We start from the raw sequence: 16,806 nt of genomic DNA on the forward strand, positions 1-16,806 counted from the left end.
AATGTCATTTTTCAGACATCTTACAAGGTTGTTTTTTCATGAAAGAGAGACTCACTTCACGCAAAATTATCCATTTGGCGATCGTGTTGACTATTTTGCTCGGTTTGGTTGCCTATCGAACCTGGTTCGATGGCGCGCAGACGGCGATGGCTAGCTCGGAAAAAGATCAGATTTGTGATCTGTCCCACAGCTCATGCCCCCTGCAGGTGGGGAATAAGCCGCTGACCGCCCGCATCGCCTCGCTGCCGGTCCAGGCCGAACGTGACTTCGTGATACAGCTTCAGGGCGGCGATCCGGCCGTCACGCCGGTGAAGGCGTGGCTGGAGGGGCGGGACATGTTCATGGGGACCATTCCGGTCACTTTTGAGGCCATAGCCCAGGGCTGGCAAGGGACGACCCTGGTGGGATCCTGCACCTCGCCGATGATGGTCTGGCTGCTCAATATCGAGTGGAGCAATGGCCAGCGCCAGCAACTGGCGCTCTCCGTCGCTCGCTGAGGGCCTCTTCCTGAGGTGCAAAAGGAGGGGGCAAGGTGAAAATTGATTTGAATTTTTCAGGCAGGGCGTTACCTTGCACTGATTGTCAGGGAGTGAAGTTCATTTAATCATGATTGAAAAACAAGCATTTTATCGCACGCTCAACCAGCAGGCCCAGGCATTGCTGGAGGGAGAGCCGGATCTCATCGCCAACCTGGCCAACCTGTCCGCCCTGCTCAATCAGGAGCTGACCGACATCAACTGGGTCGGCTTTTACCTGTTGCAGGGGGAGACCCTGGTGCTCGGCCCGTTCCAGGGCAAGCCGGCCTGCGTACGCATTCCGGTCGGGCGCGGGGTATGCGGCACGGCGGTGGCCGAGGGCAAGACCCAGCTCATCGACGACGTGCACCAGTTTGAGGGGCATATCGCCTGCGACGGTGCCAGCAATGCCGAAATCGTGATCCCGCTGCGCCGGCGTGGCGAGATCATTGGCGTACTGGATATCGATAGTCCAATCTTTAACCGCTTTGACGAGCAGGACCGGATTGGCCTCGAAGAAACGGTGCAAATTTTGGAAAGCATGCTCTAAGTCATTGCTTGATGGTTCGCAAAAGGCCCCAAGCTCTCTATAATGGGGCCTTTGTTGTGCTCGGGCGTGCCCGCGCGTTTATATGAAAGCCAAGGTTATACATGGAAAACACTGAGAAGCTGAAGAACAGTAAAGAGATCGTTGCCTACCTGGTCGAGAAATTCCCGGCCTGCTTCATTGCTGAAGGAGAGGCCAAGCCGCTCAAGATTGGCATCTTCCAGGATTTGGCCGAGCGTCTTGCTGACGACGCCAGAGTCTCCAAGACCATGCTGCGCTCCGCTCTGCGTCAATACACCTCCAGCTGGCGTTACCTGCATGGCCTCAAGGCCGGCCAGGCCCGTGTCGATCTGGACGGCAACCCGGGCGAGCTGCTCACCGAAGAGCACATCGAGCACGCCAAGCAAGCCCTGAAGGAGAGCAAAGAGCGCGTCTTTGCCAGCCGTCGTACCAACAATAAAGAAGAGAAGGCCAAGCAGCCGCGTCGTCCAGCCCCGCGCAAGGCCGATGCCGCCGCCAAGTCCAGCAAGCCGAAAGCCGCTCCCAAGGCTGCTCCGGTTGCCGACGAGGCCCCGTTGGTCAAGGTGGATGCCGCTACCCTGAAAGTAGAGCAGGGTGTGCGCGTGGTGCTGGGCAAGTCGCCGGTACCGGCCACCATCAAGGAAGTGACCAAGGATGACGTTCAGGTTCAATTGCAGACCGGCATGATGCTGCGGGTCAAATTCGAGCACCTGGTTCTCTAAGGAGACAAATGTTGAAGCATGGCGTAATTCGTTTTTCCCTCGTTGCCTGTAGCCTGGCGCTTGCCGGGCTTGCACAGGCCATCGAGCCGGTGCTCAAGGAAAGTGATTTGCCTGTGTTGGCTCAGGAGAGCCAACATGCTACGGCTAGCAAGCGAATTGCCAATCTGTTTACCCGCTCGCATTACAAGCAGTTCAAGCTGGACGATGCCTTTTCCTCCGTGATCTTTGACAAGTATCTGGAGAATCTGGATTACAGCCGCAACCTGTTTCTGGCCTCTGACATCAGCCGTTTTGAAAAGTACCGTACCGGCTTTGACACCGACCTCGAAAGAGGGCGGCTGGCGCCGGCCTACGAGATGTTCAACCTGAGTCAGCAGCGGCGTTATGAGCGGTTCGAATACGCCCTCAAACTGCTCGATACTCCTTTCGATTTTACCCAGCCCGACAACTACGTGTTTGATCGGGAAGGGGCGGCCTGGCCGAAAGACGAGGCCGAACTCAACGAGTTGTGGCGCCAGCGGGTCAAGTTCGATGCCCTGAGCCTCAAGCTCAGCGGCAAGGAGTGGCCCGAGATCAAGGAGCTGCTCGGCAAGCGTTACAACAACGCCATCAAGCGGATGTCCCAGACCGAGAGCGAGGATGTATTCCAGCTCTTCATGAACTCCTTCGCTCGCGCCATCGAGCCGCACACCAGCTATCTGTCTCCGCGCAGCGCCGATCGTTTCAACACCGAGATGAACCTCTCGCTGGAGGGGATTGGGGCCGTGCTGCAGGCCGAAGATGACTTCACCGTCATTCGCTCTCTGGTGCCCGGTGGCCCGGCCGCCAAGTCCAACCACCTTAAACCGGACGACAAGATCGTCGGGGTAGGGCAGGACGACGGCAAGATTGTCGACGTGATCGGCTGGCGTCTCGATGACGTGGTTGAGCTCATCAAGGGGCCCAAGGGCAGCAAGGTGAAGCTGGAGATCCAGCGCGGCAAGGGCGCCAGCGCCAAGACCGAGCAGATAGAGCTGGTACGTGACAAGGTACGTCTGGAAGACAGGGCCGCCAAGTCCAAGGTGATCACCGCCGAGGGCAAGAAGATCGGCGTGCTCGAGATCCCGAGCTTCTACGTCAACCTGCACGACGACGTGATCAAGGAGCTCTCCAGCCTCAACAAGCAGAAGATCGAGGGTCTGATCGTCGATCTGCGCGGCAACGGCGGCGGTGCGCTGACCGAGGCCTCTGCCCTGAGCGGCTTGTTCTTCGCGAGCGGCCCAGTGGTGCAGATCCGGGATCACATGGGCCGCATCACCGTCAACGGTGATGACGACGGCAACGTCTACTACGGTGGCCCCATGTCGGTGATGATCGACCGCTACAGCGCCTCGGCCTCCGAGATCTTCGCCGCCGCCATGCAGGATTACGGCCGTGCCCTGATCCTCGGCGAGAACTCGTTCGGCAAGGGCACGGTGCAGCAGCATCGCAGCCTCGCCAAGGTCTATGACTTCTACGAGCAGCCGCTCGGTCACGTGCAGTACACCATCGCCAAGTTCTACCGGATCAACGGTGGCAGCACCCAGAACAAGGGTGTCGCCCCGGACATCAGCTTCCCCACCGCGGTGGCACCGGAAGAGACGGGCGAGAGCCGCGAATTCAACGCCCTGCCGTGGGACAAGATAGCGTCGGCCAAGTACGACAAGCTTGGCAACTTTGCCAGCTTGCTGCCCAAGCTGCAGGCGGCCCACGAGACGCGGATCAACAAGGATCCGGAGTTTGCCTACGTGATGCAGGACATCGCCGAGTACAAGGAGGAGAAAGACAAGAAGTCGGTCTCCTTGAACGAGGCGGAGCGTCTGGCGGATCAGGCCAAGCAGGACGAGAAGGCGCTCAAGCGCGCCAACGAACGCCTGACTCGCCTGGGCAAGCCGACGGTGAAGAGCCTGGACGATCTGCCTGCCGATTTTGAGGCTCCCGACGAGTATCTGGTCGAGGCTGCCAACATCACGGCGGATCTGGCCAAGCTCAGCAAACGCGGCTGAACAGGGACAGCCAATTAATCAACAAGGGCGACTTCGGTCGCCCTTTCCTTTGCCTGAATGCAAACTATTTGACCCTGCCAACCGGTTATGACAGCCTCTGACACGTCAATAACAAGCGTGGAAGCAAACAATAATGACCGATCACTCCCAGGCCATGACGGCCAAATATCGCCAGGATTACCAGGCTCCGCTCTACTGGTGCGACAGCATCGACCTCGATTTTCAGCTGCAGGAGCCGCAGACCCGGGTCACCGCCATCTCGCGGCTGCGTCGCAACGGCGACCACAAGGAGCCGCTGGTGCTGGATGGCGAAGGGCTGGTCCTGCACGCCATCAGCGTGGACGGGGTTGCCTTTACCCAGTACGAGCAGGGTGAGAGCAGCCTGACCCTGTTCAACCTGCCGGCAGAGTGTGTGCTGACCATAGTCACCGACATCAATCCGGCCGCCAACACCGCGCTGGAAGGGCTCTACAAGTCCGGCGATGCCTACTGCACCCAGTGCGAGGCGGAAGGGTTCCGACGCATCACCTATTACATGGACAGGCCCGACATCCTGGCCCGCTACAGCACCCGCATCACCGCCGACAAGGCCAAGTATCCTTTCCTGCTCTCCAACGGCAACAAGGTCGACAGCGGCGATCTGGGTGAAGGTCGCCACTTCGTGCAGTGGCAGGATCCCTTCCCCAAGCCGAGCTATCTGTTTGCCCTGGTGGCCGGAGACTTCGACGTGGAGCGCAGCCACTACACCACCAAGAGCGGCCGCAAGGTGGCCCTCGAGATCTTCGTCGACAAGGGCAACCTGGACAGAGCCGGTTTCGCCATGGAGAGCCTCATCAACTCCATGCGCTGGGACGAGCAGCGCTTCGGCCTCGAGTACGACCTCGACATCTACATGATCGTGGCGGTGGACTTCTTCAACATGGGCGCCATGGAGAACAAGGGGCTCAACATCTTCAACTCCAAGTTCGTGCTGGCCAACCCGGCCACCGCCACCGACAGCGACTACCACGGCATCGAGCGGGTGATCGGCCACGAATATTTCCACAACTGGACCGGCAACCGCGTTACTTGCCGCGACTGGTTCCAGCTCAGCCTGAAAGAGGGGCTGACGGTGTTCAGGGATCAGGAGTTCTCTTCCGATCTGGGTTCACGTGGGGTCAATCGCATCAACAACGTGCGTACCGTGCGCGGCCCGCAGTTTGCTGAAGATGCCGGTCCCATGGCCCACCCGATCCGCCCGGATGTGGTGATCGAGATGAACAACTTCTACACCCTGACCGTTTACGAGAAGGGCTCGGAAGTGATCCGCATGCTGCACACCTTGCTGGGTGAGGAGGCCTTCCAGGCGGGCATGCGCCTCTATTTCGAGCGCTTTGACGGTCAGGCGGTCACCTGTGATGACTTCGTGCAGGCGATGGAAGATGCCTCCGGGGTGGATCTCGGTCGCTTCCGCCGCTGGTACAGCCAGTCCGGTACCCCCGAGCTCACCGTGACCGACGAGTACGATGCCGACAGCGGCGTCTATCGCCTGCACGTGAGCCAGCACACCCCGCCGACCCAGGATCAGCCGCAGAAACTGCCGCTGCATATCCCCCTCGACATCGAACTCTATGATGAGCAGGGGGCCGTCATCCCGCTGCAGTACCAGGGCAAGGCCATCGGCAACGTGCTCGACGTGCTGGAAGCACAGCAGACCTTCGTGTTCGACAAGGTATCGGTCAAGCCGGTGCCCTCCCTGCTGCGGGACTTCTCGGCGCCGGTCAAACTGCATTTTGACTACAGCGACGAGGCATTGGCCTTCCTGATGCGCCATGCCCGCAACGAGTTTGCCCGTTGGGATGCGGCGCAGATGCTGATCAACAAGGCGGTCATCGACGGCGTGGCCCGGACTCAGCGAGGGCAGGGGGTTGATGTCTCCCGGACCCTGCTGGCGGCCTTTGTCGCCATCCTTGACGATGAGGGGCTCGACCCCGCCCTCAAGGCGGAGATCCTGGCGCTGCCGGGTGAGGCGACCCTGGCCGAGCTGTTCGAGGTGGCCGATGTCGATGCCATCCATCAGGTGCGCAACGAGATCCAGACCTCGCTGGCCCAGGCCTTCGGGGCCCGTCTGGTGGCCTGCTACGAGAGTTTGCGCCTGCCGGCTTATCAGGTGGTGCACGCCGACATGGCCAAGCGGGCGCTCAAGGGGGTCGTGCTGGGCTATCTGGCGGCCCTCGACGCCGGCAGCGCCGATCTGCTGGTGCGCCAGCAATATGCGGCCGCCGACAACATGACCGACACCCTGGCGGCGCTGCAGGTGGCCAACAGCCACCTGTTGCCGTGCCGCGCCGAGCTCTTGGCCGACTTCGAGGGCAAGTGGGCCAAGGACGGACTGGTGCTGGACAATTGGCTGCGGCTGGTGGGTGCCAAGCCGGCGGAAGACGTGCTGGAAGAGGTGAAGCAGGCGATGGCGCACCCCACCTTCAGCATTCGCAACCCGAACCGGCTGCGGGCGCTGGTGGGCAGCTTTGCCATGAACAACCAGGTGCAGTTCCATGCGCGCGATGGTCGCGGCTACCGCTTCCTGACCGATCTGCTGATCGAGCTCAACGAGGTCAATCCGCAGGTGGCCTCCCGCCTCATCACTCCGCTCATCCAGTTCAAGCGGCTCGATGAGGGGCGCAAGGCGCTGATCCGCACCGAGCTGACCCGTCTGGCTAACCTCGAGGGGCTGGCGCGGGATTTGTTCGAGAAGGTGAGCAAGGCGCTGCAGCAGTAAGCACGAGCGGGCGGGGGAGTCATCTCCCGCCCTTTACCGTGAGTCTTCAACCACGACCAGAGGAGTCATCGTGAAGCAGTTTACCTTTCGCCTCTCATTGAGCCATGACGAGGTCATGCTGATGTACCAGGGCCATGCCAAACGGCTGGTGGTGCGCAGCGAGCAGGGGCTGACCCTGGAACTGGGCATTGAGAAAATCCGGCCTTTCGTCGCCATCAGCGGGGTACATGGCTACTTTCGCCTCAAAACCCAGGACGATTATCGCTTTATCAGCCTCGAACGCATAAATTAACAAAACTTGAACATATTTCCGCGTAATTCACTGCTTTCAGTCACTATCTATCCGGTAAATCCGTAACCATCCAGTGGGATTTTCTGTTTTTTGCCAGAACGGCAAAATTTTTCACAGCTTAAGGCGTGATCTGCCCCTTGTTTTTAACAACTCATTATCACCTTTGCTCGCCTTCCTTGATCCAAGACATTACACTTCGCAGCAACTCTGTACCGGTGGGCATCCAGGGTGGATGTCTCTGTGTCGGTGGTTAATGTCGTCCGATAAGGAATATAGAAATGGCATTGAAAGACGCCCCTACCTCAGTTCTGCTCGAAAACGTTCTCAGCCTGATCCATCAGAAGTTGCCCAAGAAGAGTGCCTCCCTGGTTGAGTGCTTCGTCGCCAAGTTCTACGGCAACATGGCGAGCACCGATCTGCACGATCGCAATGACAGCGATCTCTATGGCGCCGCGCTCAGCCTGTGGAATGCGCTCAACCAGCGCACCAGCACAGAGCCCTATATCCGGGTCTACAATCCCGAGCTGACCCGCCACGGCTGGCAGTCTCCCCATACCATCGTCGAAATCATCCTGCAGGACTCCCCCTTCCTGGTGGATTCCATCCGCATGGCGCTCAAGCGCCGGGGCATCACGGCGCACATGATGCTGCACCAGCCGCTGCACCTCATTCGCGGCAGTGAAGGCAAGATCAGCGCCATTCTGGATCTGGACAACACGGCCGAACAGACCTCCGTCGAGACTGCCTTCCTCATCGAAATCGATCACCTCACCAGTGAGGAGCAGATGGAAGGGCTGACCGCCGAGCTCAACTCCGTCGCCGGTGAAGTGGCCTTGGCGGTCGGTGACTGGCAGCCCATGCTGGCACGCCTGAACGAGATCATCGACGAGCTGCCCAAACGCAAACACCCGGTCAGCAAGGGCGAGGTGGACTCCTGCGTCGCCTTCCTCAAATGGGTGGCCGCTCACAACTTCACCCTGATGGGCTATCGTCGCTACGACGTCAAGGCGGTGGAAGGGGATCACGAGATCCTGCCGCAGCCGGATTCGAGCCTGGGTCTGATGAAAAACTCCATCAAGGATGAGGGGCAGCGCCTGGGCACCATGCCGGCCAGTGCGCGTCACGCAGCCCTGAGCTCCTCCTTGCTGATCCTCACCAAGTCCAACAGCAAATCACGGGTGCATCGCCCGGCCTATGTGGACTACATCGGCATCAAACGCTTCGACGAGCACGGCAAAGTGATCGGCGAAGATCGCTTCATCGGTCTGTATGCCTCCTCCATCTACAACACCAGCGCGACCCAGATCCCGCTCATCAGCCACCGCCTCGAGCGCATCATGGCCGCCTCCGGTCACGAGAAGGGTTCCCATGCCTACAAGGCGCTGCTGAACGTACTGGAAACCTACCCGCGCGATGAGCTGATCCAGGCTCGCGAAGAGGAGCTGCTGGCCACCGGTCTCGGGGTGCTGGAGATGCAGGAGCGCGACATGCTGCGCCTGTTCGTGCGCCGCGACGTCTACGGCCGCTTCTTCTCCTGCATGGTCTATGTCACCAAGGAGCGCTACAACACGGCGCTGCGGGTCAAGACCCAGCAGATCCTGCAGAAGTATTTCGGCAGCAGCGAAGAGGTGGAGTTCAACGTCTACTTCACCGAGGGCGTGCTGGCACGGACCCACTACATAGTGCGGGTCAACAACAACAACGTGGATGTGGATGTGAACGAAGTACAGAACAACCTGATTGAAGCGGCCCGCAGCTGGGATGACCGTCTGGACTCCGTGCTGCTCTCTCACTACGGTGAAGCCCGTGGCAACGAACTGCGCCGCCGTTTCAGCACCGCCTTCCCCCGCGCCTACAAGGAAGACGTGCTGCCGGGTTCTGCCGTGGCCGACATCATGGAGCTGGACAACCTGAGCGAGGCCAATCCGCTCGGCATGCTGTTCTACCGTGCCCAGGAGGAGGAGAACGATCGCCGGGTACGCCTCAAGCTGTTCCACCGTACCGAACCCATCCACCTCTCCGATGTGCTGCCCATGCTGGAAAACATGGGGCTGCGGGTCATCGGTGAGACCCCGTATCAGGTCCGCACCCCGGCGGGCGACATCTTCTGGATCCTCGACTTCTCCATGCTACTGCATGGGGAGCAGCCGTTCGATCTGGAGCAGAGCCAGCAGCGCTTCCAGCAGGCCTTCGCGGCCATCTGGAACAAGCAACTGGAAGATGACGGCTTCAACCGGCTGGTGCTGGGCGCCGGCCTCACCGGTCGTCAGGTATCCGTGCTGCGCGCCTATGCCAAATACATGCGTCAGACTGGCGTCTCCTTCAGCCAGTCTTATATCGAAGAGACCCTGACCCGCTACCCGGATATCGCCCAGCTGCTGTTTACCCTGTTCGAACAGCGCCTGGATCCGGCCGGCAAGCAGGACGCCAAGGTACAGGCCAAGCTGCACGAGCAGCTCGCCGCCAAGCTCGATCAGGTTGCCAACTTGGACGACGATCGCATCATCCGCCGCTATGTGGAGATGATCGACGCCACCCTGCGCACCAACTACTACCAGCTGGACAAGGCGGGCAACATCAAGCCCTACGTCTCCTTCAAGCTGGCCCCCTCCAGCATCACCGACATGCCGCTGCCGCTGCCGAAGTTCGAGATCTTCGTCTACTCGCCGCGGGTGGAAGGGGTGCACCTGCGTTGGGGCAAGGTGGCCCGTGGCGGTCTGCGCTGGTCCGATCGCAAGGAGGACTTCCGTACCGAAGTGCTGGGTCTGGTAAAAGCCCAGCAGGTGAAGAACACCGTCATCGTGCCGGTGGGAGCCAAGGGCGGCTTCTACTGCAAACAGATGCCGGCGGGGGCGCCCCGTGCCGTGATCCAGGAGGAGGGCAAGGCCTGCTATCGCCTGTTCATCCGCGGCCTGCTTGACGTGACCGACAACATCATCGGTGGCGAGGTGATCCCGCCCAAATCCGTGGTGCGTCACGACGAGGATGACTACTACCTGGTAGTGGCCGCCGACAAGGGCACCGCCACCTTCTCCGACATCGCCAACGAGATAAGCCTCGAATACGGCCATTGGCTGGGCGATGCCTTTGCCTCCGGCGGCTCGGTCGGTTATGACCACAAGAAGATGGGCATCACCGCCCGTGGCGCCTGGGAGTCGGTCAAGCGCCATTTCCGTGAGATTGGCGTCAACTGCCAGACTACCGACTTCACCTGCGTGGGGATTGGCGACATGGCCGGCGACGTGTTTGGCAACGGCATGCTGCTCTCCGAGCACACCCAGCTGGTGGGCGCCTTCAACCACATGCACATCTTCGTCGACCCGACCCCCAATGCGGCCAAGAGCTTCGTCGAGCGCAAGCGCCTGTTCGAGCTGCCCGGCTCCAGCTGGGATGACTACAACCGGGAACTCATCTCGGCAGGGGGCGGCATCTTCCTGCGCTCGGCCAAGTCCATCAAGCTGAGCCCCGAGATGCAGACCCTGCTCGGCACTGACAAGGCCAGCATGGCCCCGAACGAGCTGATCAAGGCGCTGCTCTGCCTGAACGTCGATCTGCTGTGGAACGGCGGCATCGGTACCTATGTGAAGAGTGCCCGCGAGAGCGATGCCGAAGTGGGCGATCGCAGCAACGACGTGCTGCGGGTCAACGGTCGCGATCTGCGGGCCCGCATCGTGGGCGAGGGCGGCAACCTGGGCTTCACCCAGCTCGGCCGGGTGGAGTACGCCAGCCAGGGTGGTCGCATCAACACCGACTTCACCGACAACGTGGGCGGAGTGGATTGCTCCGACAACGAGGTGAACATCAAGATCCTGCTGAACCAGCTGGTGGCGGCTGGCGATCTGACCCTCAAGCAGCGCAACCAGATGCTCTACGAGATGACCGACGACGTGGCGCAGATTGTCATCACCAACGCCTATCGCCAGTCCCAGTCCATCTCGGTGACCAGTTTCCGCGGCGCCGAGCAGCTCAAGGAGCAGCAGCGCTTCATCCAGGGGCTGGAGCGGGAAGGCAAGCTGGACCGTGGCCTCGAGTTCCTGCCCTCCGACGAAGAGCTCTCCGAGCGGATGGCGGCAGGGCAGGGGTTGACCCGACCCGAACTGGCGGTGCTGGTGGCCTACGGCAAGATGGTGCTCAAAGAGCAGCTCAACTGCCCGGAAGTGACCGACGAGCCCTTCCTCGCCAACATGCTGGTGACCAGCTTCCCGGCCAAACTGCAGCAGCAGTTCGGGGCGGCGTTGGCCCAGCATCCGCTGCGCGGCGAGATCATCGCGACCCGGGTGGCCAACATGCTGGTCAACGACATGGGGCTCAACTTCGCCAGCCGGATGAAGGACGAGACCGGTGCCTCGGTGGCGGAAGTGGCCTGCTGCTTCGCCATGGCGCGCGAGGTGTTTGGCCTCAACCAGCTGTGGCGCGACATCGAAGGGTGTGACAACCTGGTGGACGCCCAGACCCAGCTCGAACTGATGTTCTACAGCCGCCGCATCGTGCGTCGTGCCACCCGCTGGTTCCTGCGCGCCCGCAACCGCAGCTGGAGCATCAGCGAGAACATCGCCTTCTTCCGTCCGGCCTTCGAGACGCTGGGTCAGCACCTCTACGAGGTGATGGACGAGAGCGAAGTAGCCGAGCACCAGCAGGCGGTCGCCGCCCTGGTGGCCAAGCAGGTGCCACAAGCCATCGCCCGTCAGGTAGCCCACATGAGCAGCCTCTTCTCCAGCCTGGATCTGGCGCAGATTGCCGCGGAGCACAAGACCGACATCCTGCGCGCCGCCAACGTCTACTATCGCCTCGGCGCCAAGCTGGATCTGCACTGGTTCCTCGATCAGATCAATCATCAACCGGTGGGCAACCACTGGCAGGCGATGGCGCGGGCCTCCTTCCGCGAAGATCTGGACTGGCAGCAACGCAGTCTCACTTCCGTGGTACTGGAAGGGTGCAAAGATCAGGGAGAATGCGCTACCATACTGGCCGACTGGATTTCGGAGCATGAGCAACTCTTGTCCCGTTGGACCCACATGTTGGCCGACTTCAAGACCACCAGCACTCACGAGTTCGCCAAGTTCTCGGTGGCCTTGCGAGAGTTGAACCTGCTCCAGTTGAATTGCCGAACCTCGGCATAACCCCAAAAGCCCCGGCCAGTTGCCGGGGCTTTTTTTAAGGAGCAAACATGCTGTACCCTCTCGCCAGGCATTTCCTGTTCAAGCTCAATCCGGAACAGGCGCACGATCTCTCCATCAAATATTTGCCCCGCCTTCTCGGTACACCGCTCGATTGTTTCTTCCGCCACTCCCTGCCAAAACGCCCCGTCACCGTCATGGGGCTTTCTTTTGCCAATCCGGTGGGTCTGGCGGCCGGGCTCGACAAGGACGGTGAGTGCATCGATGCCTTCGGGGCCATGGGATTCGGTTTTATCGAGGTCGGTACTGTCACCCCCAGACCCCAGAGCGGCAATGACAAGCCCCGTCTGTTCCGGGTCATTCCAGCCGAGGGGATCATCAACCGGATGGGCTTCAACAACAAAGGGGTCGACCACCTGGTCGCTCAGGTCAAGCAGGCCAAATATCAGGGGGTGATCGGCATCAATATCGGCAAGAACAAGGACACCCCCATCGAGCAGGGCAAGGATGATTATCTGATCTGCATGGACAAGGTGTATGACCACGCCGGTTATATTGCCGTCAATATCTCTTCCCCCAATACCCCTGGGCTGCGTTCGCTGCAATATGGCGAGGCACTGGATGAACTGTTGGCCGCCCTCAAGGTTCGTCAGCAGGAGCTGGCCGCGCAATATAAGAAGTACGTGCCGCTGGCCGTTAAAATTGCGCCAGATTTGACCCCGGATGAAATTAATCAAGTCGCCGCATCCTTGATAAAAAATGGCATCGATGGCGTGATTGCCACCAATACCACCCTCGAGCGCGACATGATTTATGACATGCCTCATGCCGGTGAAGCGGGGGGACTCAGCGGTCGTCCTCTGCAGCACAAGAGTACCGAGGTGATCCGCCAGCTGGCCAAGGCGCTGGATGGTGCGCTGCCCATTATCGGGGTCGGCGGCATCGACAGCGCCATGGCGGCCCGGGAGAAGCTGGCAGCGGGTGCCAGTCTGGTCCAGATTTATAGCGGTTTTATTTATAAAGGCCCGGATCTGGTCAAAGAGATTGTGACCCATATATAAGAAATAAATCGGTGCCCTTTATTTAAAGTTGCTGAAATTCTCGACATGGAATAAAGTCGAGTAACGACTTCCAGTAAGGGCACCTCCATGTGTATCCAACCCAATGACAATTGGCAGTGGCATTATGATGCTCATGACGATCGTCTGATGCTGGATTTATCCGATCGCATGATATTTGCCACCGAATATAAAGGGCGGCAATTGGTGCCTAGCTCCTTCACCACCCAGCCGTTTTGTGTGGATGATGCCGCGCTCTATTATCAGCTGATGGACAGGGTGGCAGAACTGGAGTGGAGCGTGCCCCATCAGGTGCAGCTGGTCCTCAATGCCATCGCCGTCAGCCGCTTTTACAAACCATTGATGCCACAAAGCTGGTTCTTTGGCGAAACCCATCCGGTTATCACTCCGGAAACCGGTGCACTGGTGTGCATGGGCACGCCTCATGGCAAGGGGGAGTTTCTGGTGATTGAAGCCGGCGCTCAGGCCAGCGTCTGTTTGAACCTGACCGACGATCTGATATTGACCACCAGCAAGACACTACCCAAGTTTGGCGTCATCAAGGTGATGAACAATCGCATGAGCCAAAGACCCGCGGCTCAGGCGCAATATCGCCAAGTCGGTTGATCGTTAACTTGGCGAGGTGCACTGGTTTTTTACCCTGTAATGGCTCGCTATCACGTATCTCCCTTGTTAATCCTGCCTCATCCTGACCAGCCCCATTATTCTCTTCGCGTTATCTACTCGTATGAAAAAATGCCCTCACGTCAATTTGAGGCGAGGGCGATAAACACACACTACAGGAGGAATAAGCTGTTGTATCAACAACACGGGACTATTCTAAAACCTGTAGTTTCTCTTGAAACCTGATAGATATGACAGGCAGGGCAATGTCGGCATAAGCGGGGAGGGGATGTAAAAAATAGCCCTCCCGTTTACGGACGATAACGGGAGGGCAAAGCACGGGGTTTACAGAAAGGACTTGCTCTGTCGTGAAGAATAATAACGATTTGAGCTTTGTTTGACTCCTGTCAGATGTGGCAATTTAGAAGAGGGCGAGGGGGAATATATATCCGGATAACGGATCAATATTTGCTCGCAAAATAGCCGATTCTGCTTTTTGTGCCATCACTCGCATTGGCGTTGCGTGTGCTGTCGTTACGAGGTCACTCGCTTGCCATCAATGTCACCATTACCGGCCTTCATCTCGCACCTGCGTAACCACTGCCTCTGGGTCGACTGCGCGCTCTTTATGCCGACATGCCCAAGCTTTTGCTGCTCCGGATCGTCGCTTAAGGTATAATGCGGCACTATTTTTATGGCTTCCCCGTGAGCGTGATGAAAGAATTTTTTGCAACCTGCCCCAAGGGGCTGGAAAACCTGTTGGCCGTCGAGCTGACCAATCTGGGTGCAGAGCAGGTCCGCGAGACCGTGGCCGGCGTCCATTTCTGCGGCGAGCTGGCCATCGGTTACAAGGCCTGTCTGTGGAGCCGTTTTGCCTCCCGCATCGTGCTGGTGCTCTCCGAGTTCCAGATGAACGACGATCTGGACCTCTATCTGGGCGCCCATACCATTCCCTGGGAAGAGCACTTCTCTGGCACCGCCACCATAGCGGTGGATTTCACCGGTACCAATGCCTCCATTCGCAACACCCAGTACGGCGCGCTCAAGATCAAGGACGCCATCGTCGATCGCTTCACCAAGCGTGGTCATGTGCGCCCGGACGTGGACAAGAAATCCCCGGACATTCGCATCATGGCCCATCTGGGCAAGGGCAAGGCCAATATCACGCTGGACTTGTCAGGCCCTGCGCTGCACCAGCGCTTCTATCGTCAGGGCGCCGGTGAGGCACCGCTCAAAGAGAACCTGGCCGCGGCCATGATCGCCCGTAGCGGCTGGGCCGGCGAGCCCATGATGGACCCCATGTGCGGTTCCGGTACCCTGCTGATTGAAGCGGCCTTTATCGCCGCCGATATGGCGCCGGCCCTGCGCCGCGAGCGCTTCGGTTTCGATCGCTGGCTGCAACATGACAGCGAACTGTGGCAGAGCCTTATGATGGAGGCGCAAGTGCGCGCCAAACGCGGCATGCAGCGCTGCGAGGTGAAGCTGTTCGGTTGTGATGCCGACTCCCGCGTGCTGCTCAAAGCCCGTGACAACGCCAAAGCCGCCGGAGTGGCCCATCTCATCACCTTCAAACAGGCTGATGCGACCGCCCTGGAAAACCCGCTGCCCATGGCGACGGAAGGGGAGACCCGTCAGGTCGGCATGCTCATTTCCAACCCGCCCTATGGCGAGCGTCTCGGTGAGTTCCCGGCGTTGTTGGAGGTGCACCAGGCCCTTGGCGATGCCCTGCGTCGCAGCTTCCAGGGGTGGAAAGTCTCGATCCTTTCTGCCTCCCCCGAGCTGCTCAGCTGTCTGCGCCTGCGCGCCGACAAGCAATATCGCCTGTTCAACGGGGCGCTCGAGTGTCAGCTGCGCAACTACCAGATCGCGCTGGACTCCGTGGCCTCCCAAAAAGAGGTGGCGCAGGACTTTGCCAACCGTCTGCGCAAAAATCTGAAGGCCCTCGAGAAGTGGGCGAAGAAAGAGAACCTCGACTGCTACCGTCTCTACGACGCCGATCTGCCGGAGTACAACGCCGCCATCGACCGCTATCAGGACTACTTGGTGGTGCAGGAGTACGCGGCGCCCAAGGATATCCCCGCCCAGAAGACCCGTCAGCGCCTGCTCGACATGGTACAGGCCGCCATCAAGGTGACCGGCATGGATGGCGAGAAGGTGATCCTGAAGGTGCGCGAGCGTCAGGAAGGCAAACAGCAGTACCAGAAACTCTCCGAAGAGCAGCACCGGATGGAGGTGCAGGAGTACGGTGCCCGTCTGTGGGTCAACCTCTACGACTATCTCGACACCGGCCTGTTCCTCGACCACCGTCAGACCCGCCGCATGCTGGGCGAGATGGCCCGTGGCAAGCGCTTCCTGAATCTCTTTGCCTACACCGGCAGTGCCACCGTGCACGCGGGTCTGGGCGGAGCCAGCGAAACCACCACGGTTGACATGTCGCGCACCTACCTGAACTGGGCACAGGACAACATGCGCCTCAACTCGCTGGTGGGCCGCGAACACAAGTTCGTGCAGGCGGACTGCCTGAAGTGGCTCTCCGAGGCGGACGAGCAGTACGACCTCATCTTCATCGATCCGCCCACCTTCTCCAACTCCAAGCGGATGGACGAGAGCTTCGACGTGCAGCGCGATCACCTGTTGCTGATGCAGCACCTCAAGCGTCTGCTGGCTGCGGGTGGCACCCTGGTCTTCTCCAACAACAAGCGCCACTTCAAGATGGATCTGGCCGGTCTTGAGGCCATCGGTCTCAAGGCCCAGAACATCACCGGCAAGACCCGGCCGAAGGATTTCGAGCGCAACCAGCATATCCACAACTGCTGGATCATCACCCATGCCGAGGCCCAGGGCTGATGCTGACCCTGTTTCACACCGACGGCTGCCACCTGTGTGAACAGGCCTGGGTGCTGGTGGAGCAGGCCGGCCTTGCCGGCAGGACCCGCCGCTGCGACATCCTGGATGACGCCGACTGGCTCGAGGCCTACCGGGTGCGCATTCCGGTCGTGCGCGACGAGGCCGGGCGTGAACTGGGTTGGCCCTTTACCCTGGCGGAGCTGCAAGCGTGGCTTGCCGCCCGGGAGTAGTGGGCGATTTGACGATGAAACGGGGGGAGACTCTGTCTGCCGCCCGTTTTT

General features: G+C 59.8%; 11 protein-coding genes. All 11 read left to right on the forward strand.

What is annotated here, in order from left to right:
• Positions 1 to 38 precede the first annotated feature (38 nt).
• Positions 39 to 497: a hypothetical protein gene (locus AB5Y98_RS18765; protein WP_368232492.1), complete on the forward strand. Its 459-nt coding sequence runs from the start codon at positions 39 to 41 to the stop codon at positions 495 to 497.
• 109 nt (positions 498 to 606) lie between these two features.
• Positions 607 to 1,065 carry a GAF domain-containing protein gene (locus AB5Y98_RS18770; RefSeq protein ID WP_005300791.1) on the forward strand — a complete coding sequence of 153 codons (459 nt, stop codon included), beginning with the start codon at positions 607 to 609 and terminating at the stop codon, positions 1,063 to 1,065.
• 101 nt (positions 1,066 to 1,166) lie between these two features.
• Complete coding sequence (gene proQ / locus AB5Y98_RS18775; RefSeq protein WP_005300795.1) at positions 1,167 to 1,805, forward strand: RNA chaperone ProQ; 639 nt, start codon at positions 1,167 to 1,169, stop codon at positions 1,803 to 1,805.
• An 8-nt stretch (positions 1,806 to 1,813) separates the two neighbouring features.
• Complete coding sequence (gene prc, locus AB5Y98_RS18780) at positions 1,814 to 3,829, forward strand: carboxy terminal-processing peptidase (RefSeq protein ID WP_337076047.1); 2,016 nt, start codon at positions 1,814 to 1,816, stop codon at positions 3,827 to 3,829.
• A 133-nt stretch (positions 3,830 to 3,962) separates the two neighbouring features.
• Entirely contained in the window at positions 3,963 to 6,587 is a 2,625-nt protein-coding gene (gene pepN / locus AB5Y98_RS18785) for an aminopeptidase N (protein ID WP_019838733.1), read from the forward strand.
• 70 nt (positions 6,588 to 6,657) lie between these two features.
• Entirely contained in the window at positions 6,658 to 6,879 is a 222-nt protein-coding gene (locus AB5Y98_RS18790) for a DUF2835 domain-containing protein (RefSeq protein WP_005300804.1), read from the forward strand.
• 278 nt (positions 6,880 to 7,157) lie between these two features.
• Positions 7,158 to 11,999, forward strand: coding sequence for an NAD-glutamate dehydrogenase (locus AB5Y98_RS18795; protein WP_368232494.1), 4,842 nt, complete (start codon positions 7,158 to 7,160; stop codon positions 11,997 to 11,999).
• A 47-nt stretch (positions 12,000 to 12,046) separates the two neighbouring features.
• Positions 12,047 to 13,057 (forward strand): quinone-dependent dihydroorotate dehydrogenase, encoded by a 1,011-nt coding sequence (gene pyrD, locus AB5Y98_RS18800; protein WP_024941803.1) that lies wholly within the window; start codon positions 12,047 to 12,049, stop codon positions 13,055 to 13,057.
• 87 nt (positions 13,058 to 13,144) lie between these two features.
• The gene (locus AB5Y98_RS18805; protein WP_054544923.1) at positions 13,145 to 13,681 is read left to right on the forward strand and encodes a cell division protein ZapC; all 537 of its coding nucleotides are present in this window, start codon (positions 13,145 to 13,147) and stop codon (positions 13,679 to 13,681) included.
• A 675-nt stretch (positions 13,682 to 14,356) separates the two neighbouring features.
• Positions 14,357 to 16,525: a bifunctional 23S rRNA (guanine(2069)-N(7))-methyltransferase RlmK/23S rRNA (guanine(2445)-N(2))-methyltransferase RlmL gene (gene rlmKL / locus AB5Y98_RS18810; protein ID WP_368232496.1), complete on the forward strand. Its 2,169-nt coding sequence runs from the start codon at positions 14,357 to 14,359 to the stop codon at positions 16,523 to 16,525.
• The gene (locus AB5Y98_RS18815) at positions 16,525 to 16,755 is read left to right on the forward strand and encodes a glutaredoxin family protein (protein ID WP_017788054.1); all 231 of its coding nucleotides are present in this window, start codon (positions 16,525 to 16,527) and stop codon (positions 16,753 to 16,755) included. Before rlmKL ends, AB5Y98_RS18815 begins: the two co-directional genes overlap by 1 nt.
• Positions 16,756 to 16,806 lie beyond the last annotated feature (51 nt).

It is taken from the genome of Aeromonas sp. s3 (genome assembly GCF_040907805.1).
In the GTDB taxonomy this organism is placed as follows: Bacteria; Pseudomonadota; Gammaproteobacteria; order Enterobacterales; family Aeromonadaceae; genus Aeromonas; species Aeromonas dhakensis.

Coding starts and splice junctions, on each gene's coding strand:
- AB5Y98_RS18765 (WP_368232492.1), top strand. CDS start 39: ATGAAAGAGAGACTCACTTCACGCAAAATTATCCATTTGGCGATCGTG.
- AB5Y98_RS18770 (WP_005300791.1), top strand. CDS start 607: ATGATTGAAAAACAAGCATTTTATCGCACGCTCAACCAGCAGGCCCAG.
- proQ (WP_005300795.1), top strand. CDS start 1,167: ATGGAAAACACTGAGAAGCTGAAGAACAGTAAAGAGATCGTTGCCTAC.
- prc (WP_337076047.1), top strand. CDS start 1,814: ATGTTGAAGCATGGCGTAATTCGTTTTTCCCTCGTTGCCTGTAGCCTG.
- pepN (WP_019838733.1), top strand. CDS start 3,963: ATGACCGATCACTCCCAGGCCATGACGGCCAAATATCGCCAGGATTAC.
- AB5Y98_RS18795 (WP_368232494.1), top strand. CDS start 7,158: ATGGCATTGAAAGACGCCCCTACCTCAGTTCTGCTCGAAAACGTTCTC.
- pyrD (WP_024941803.1), top strand. CDS start 12,047: ATGCTGTACCCTCTCGCCAGGCATTTCCTGTTCAAGCTCAATCCGGAA.
- AB5Y98_RS18805 (WP_054544923.1), top strand. CDS start 13,145: ATGTGTATCCAACCCAATGACAATTGGCAGTGGCATTATGATGCTCAT.
- rlmKL (WP_368232496.1), top strand. CDS start 14,357: ATGCGGCACTATTTTTATGGCTTCCCCGTGAGCGTGATGAAAGAATTT.
- AB5Y98_RS18815 (WP_017788054.1), top strand. CDS start 16,525: ATGCTGACCCTGTTTCACACCGACGGCTGCCACCTGTGTGAACAGGCC.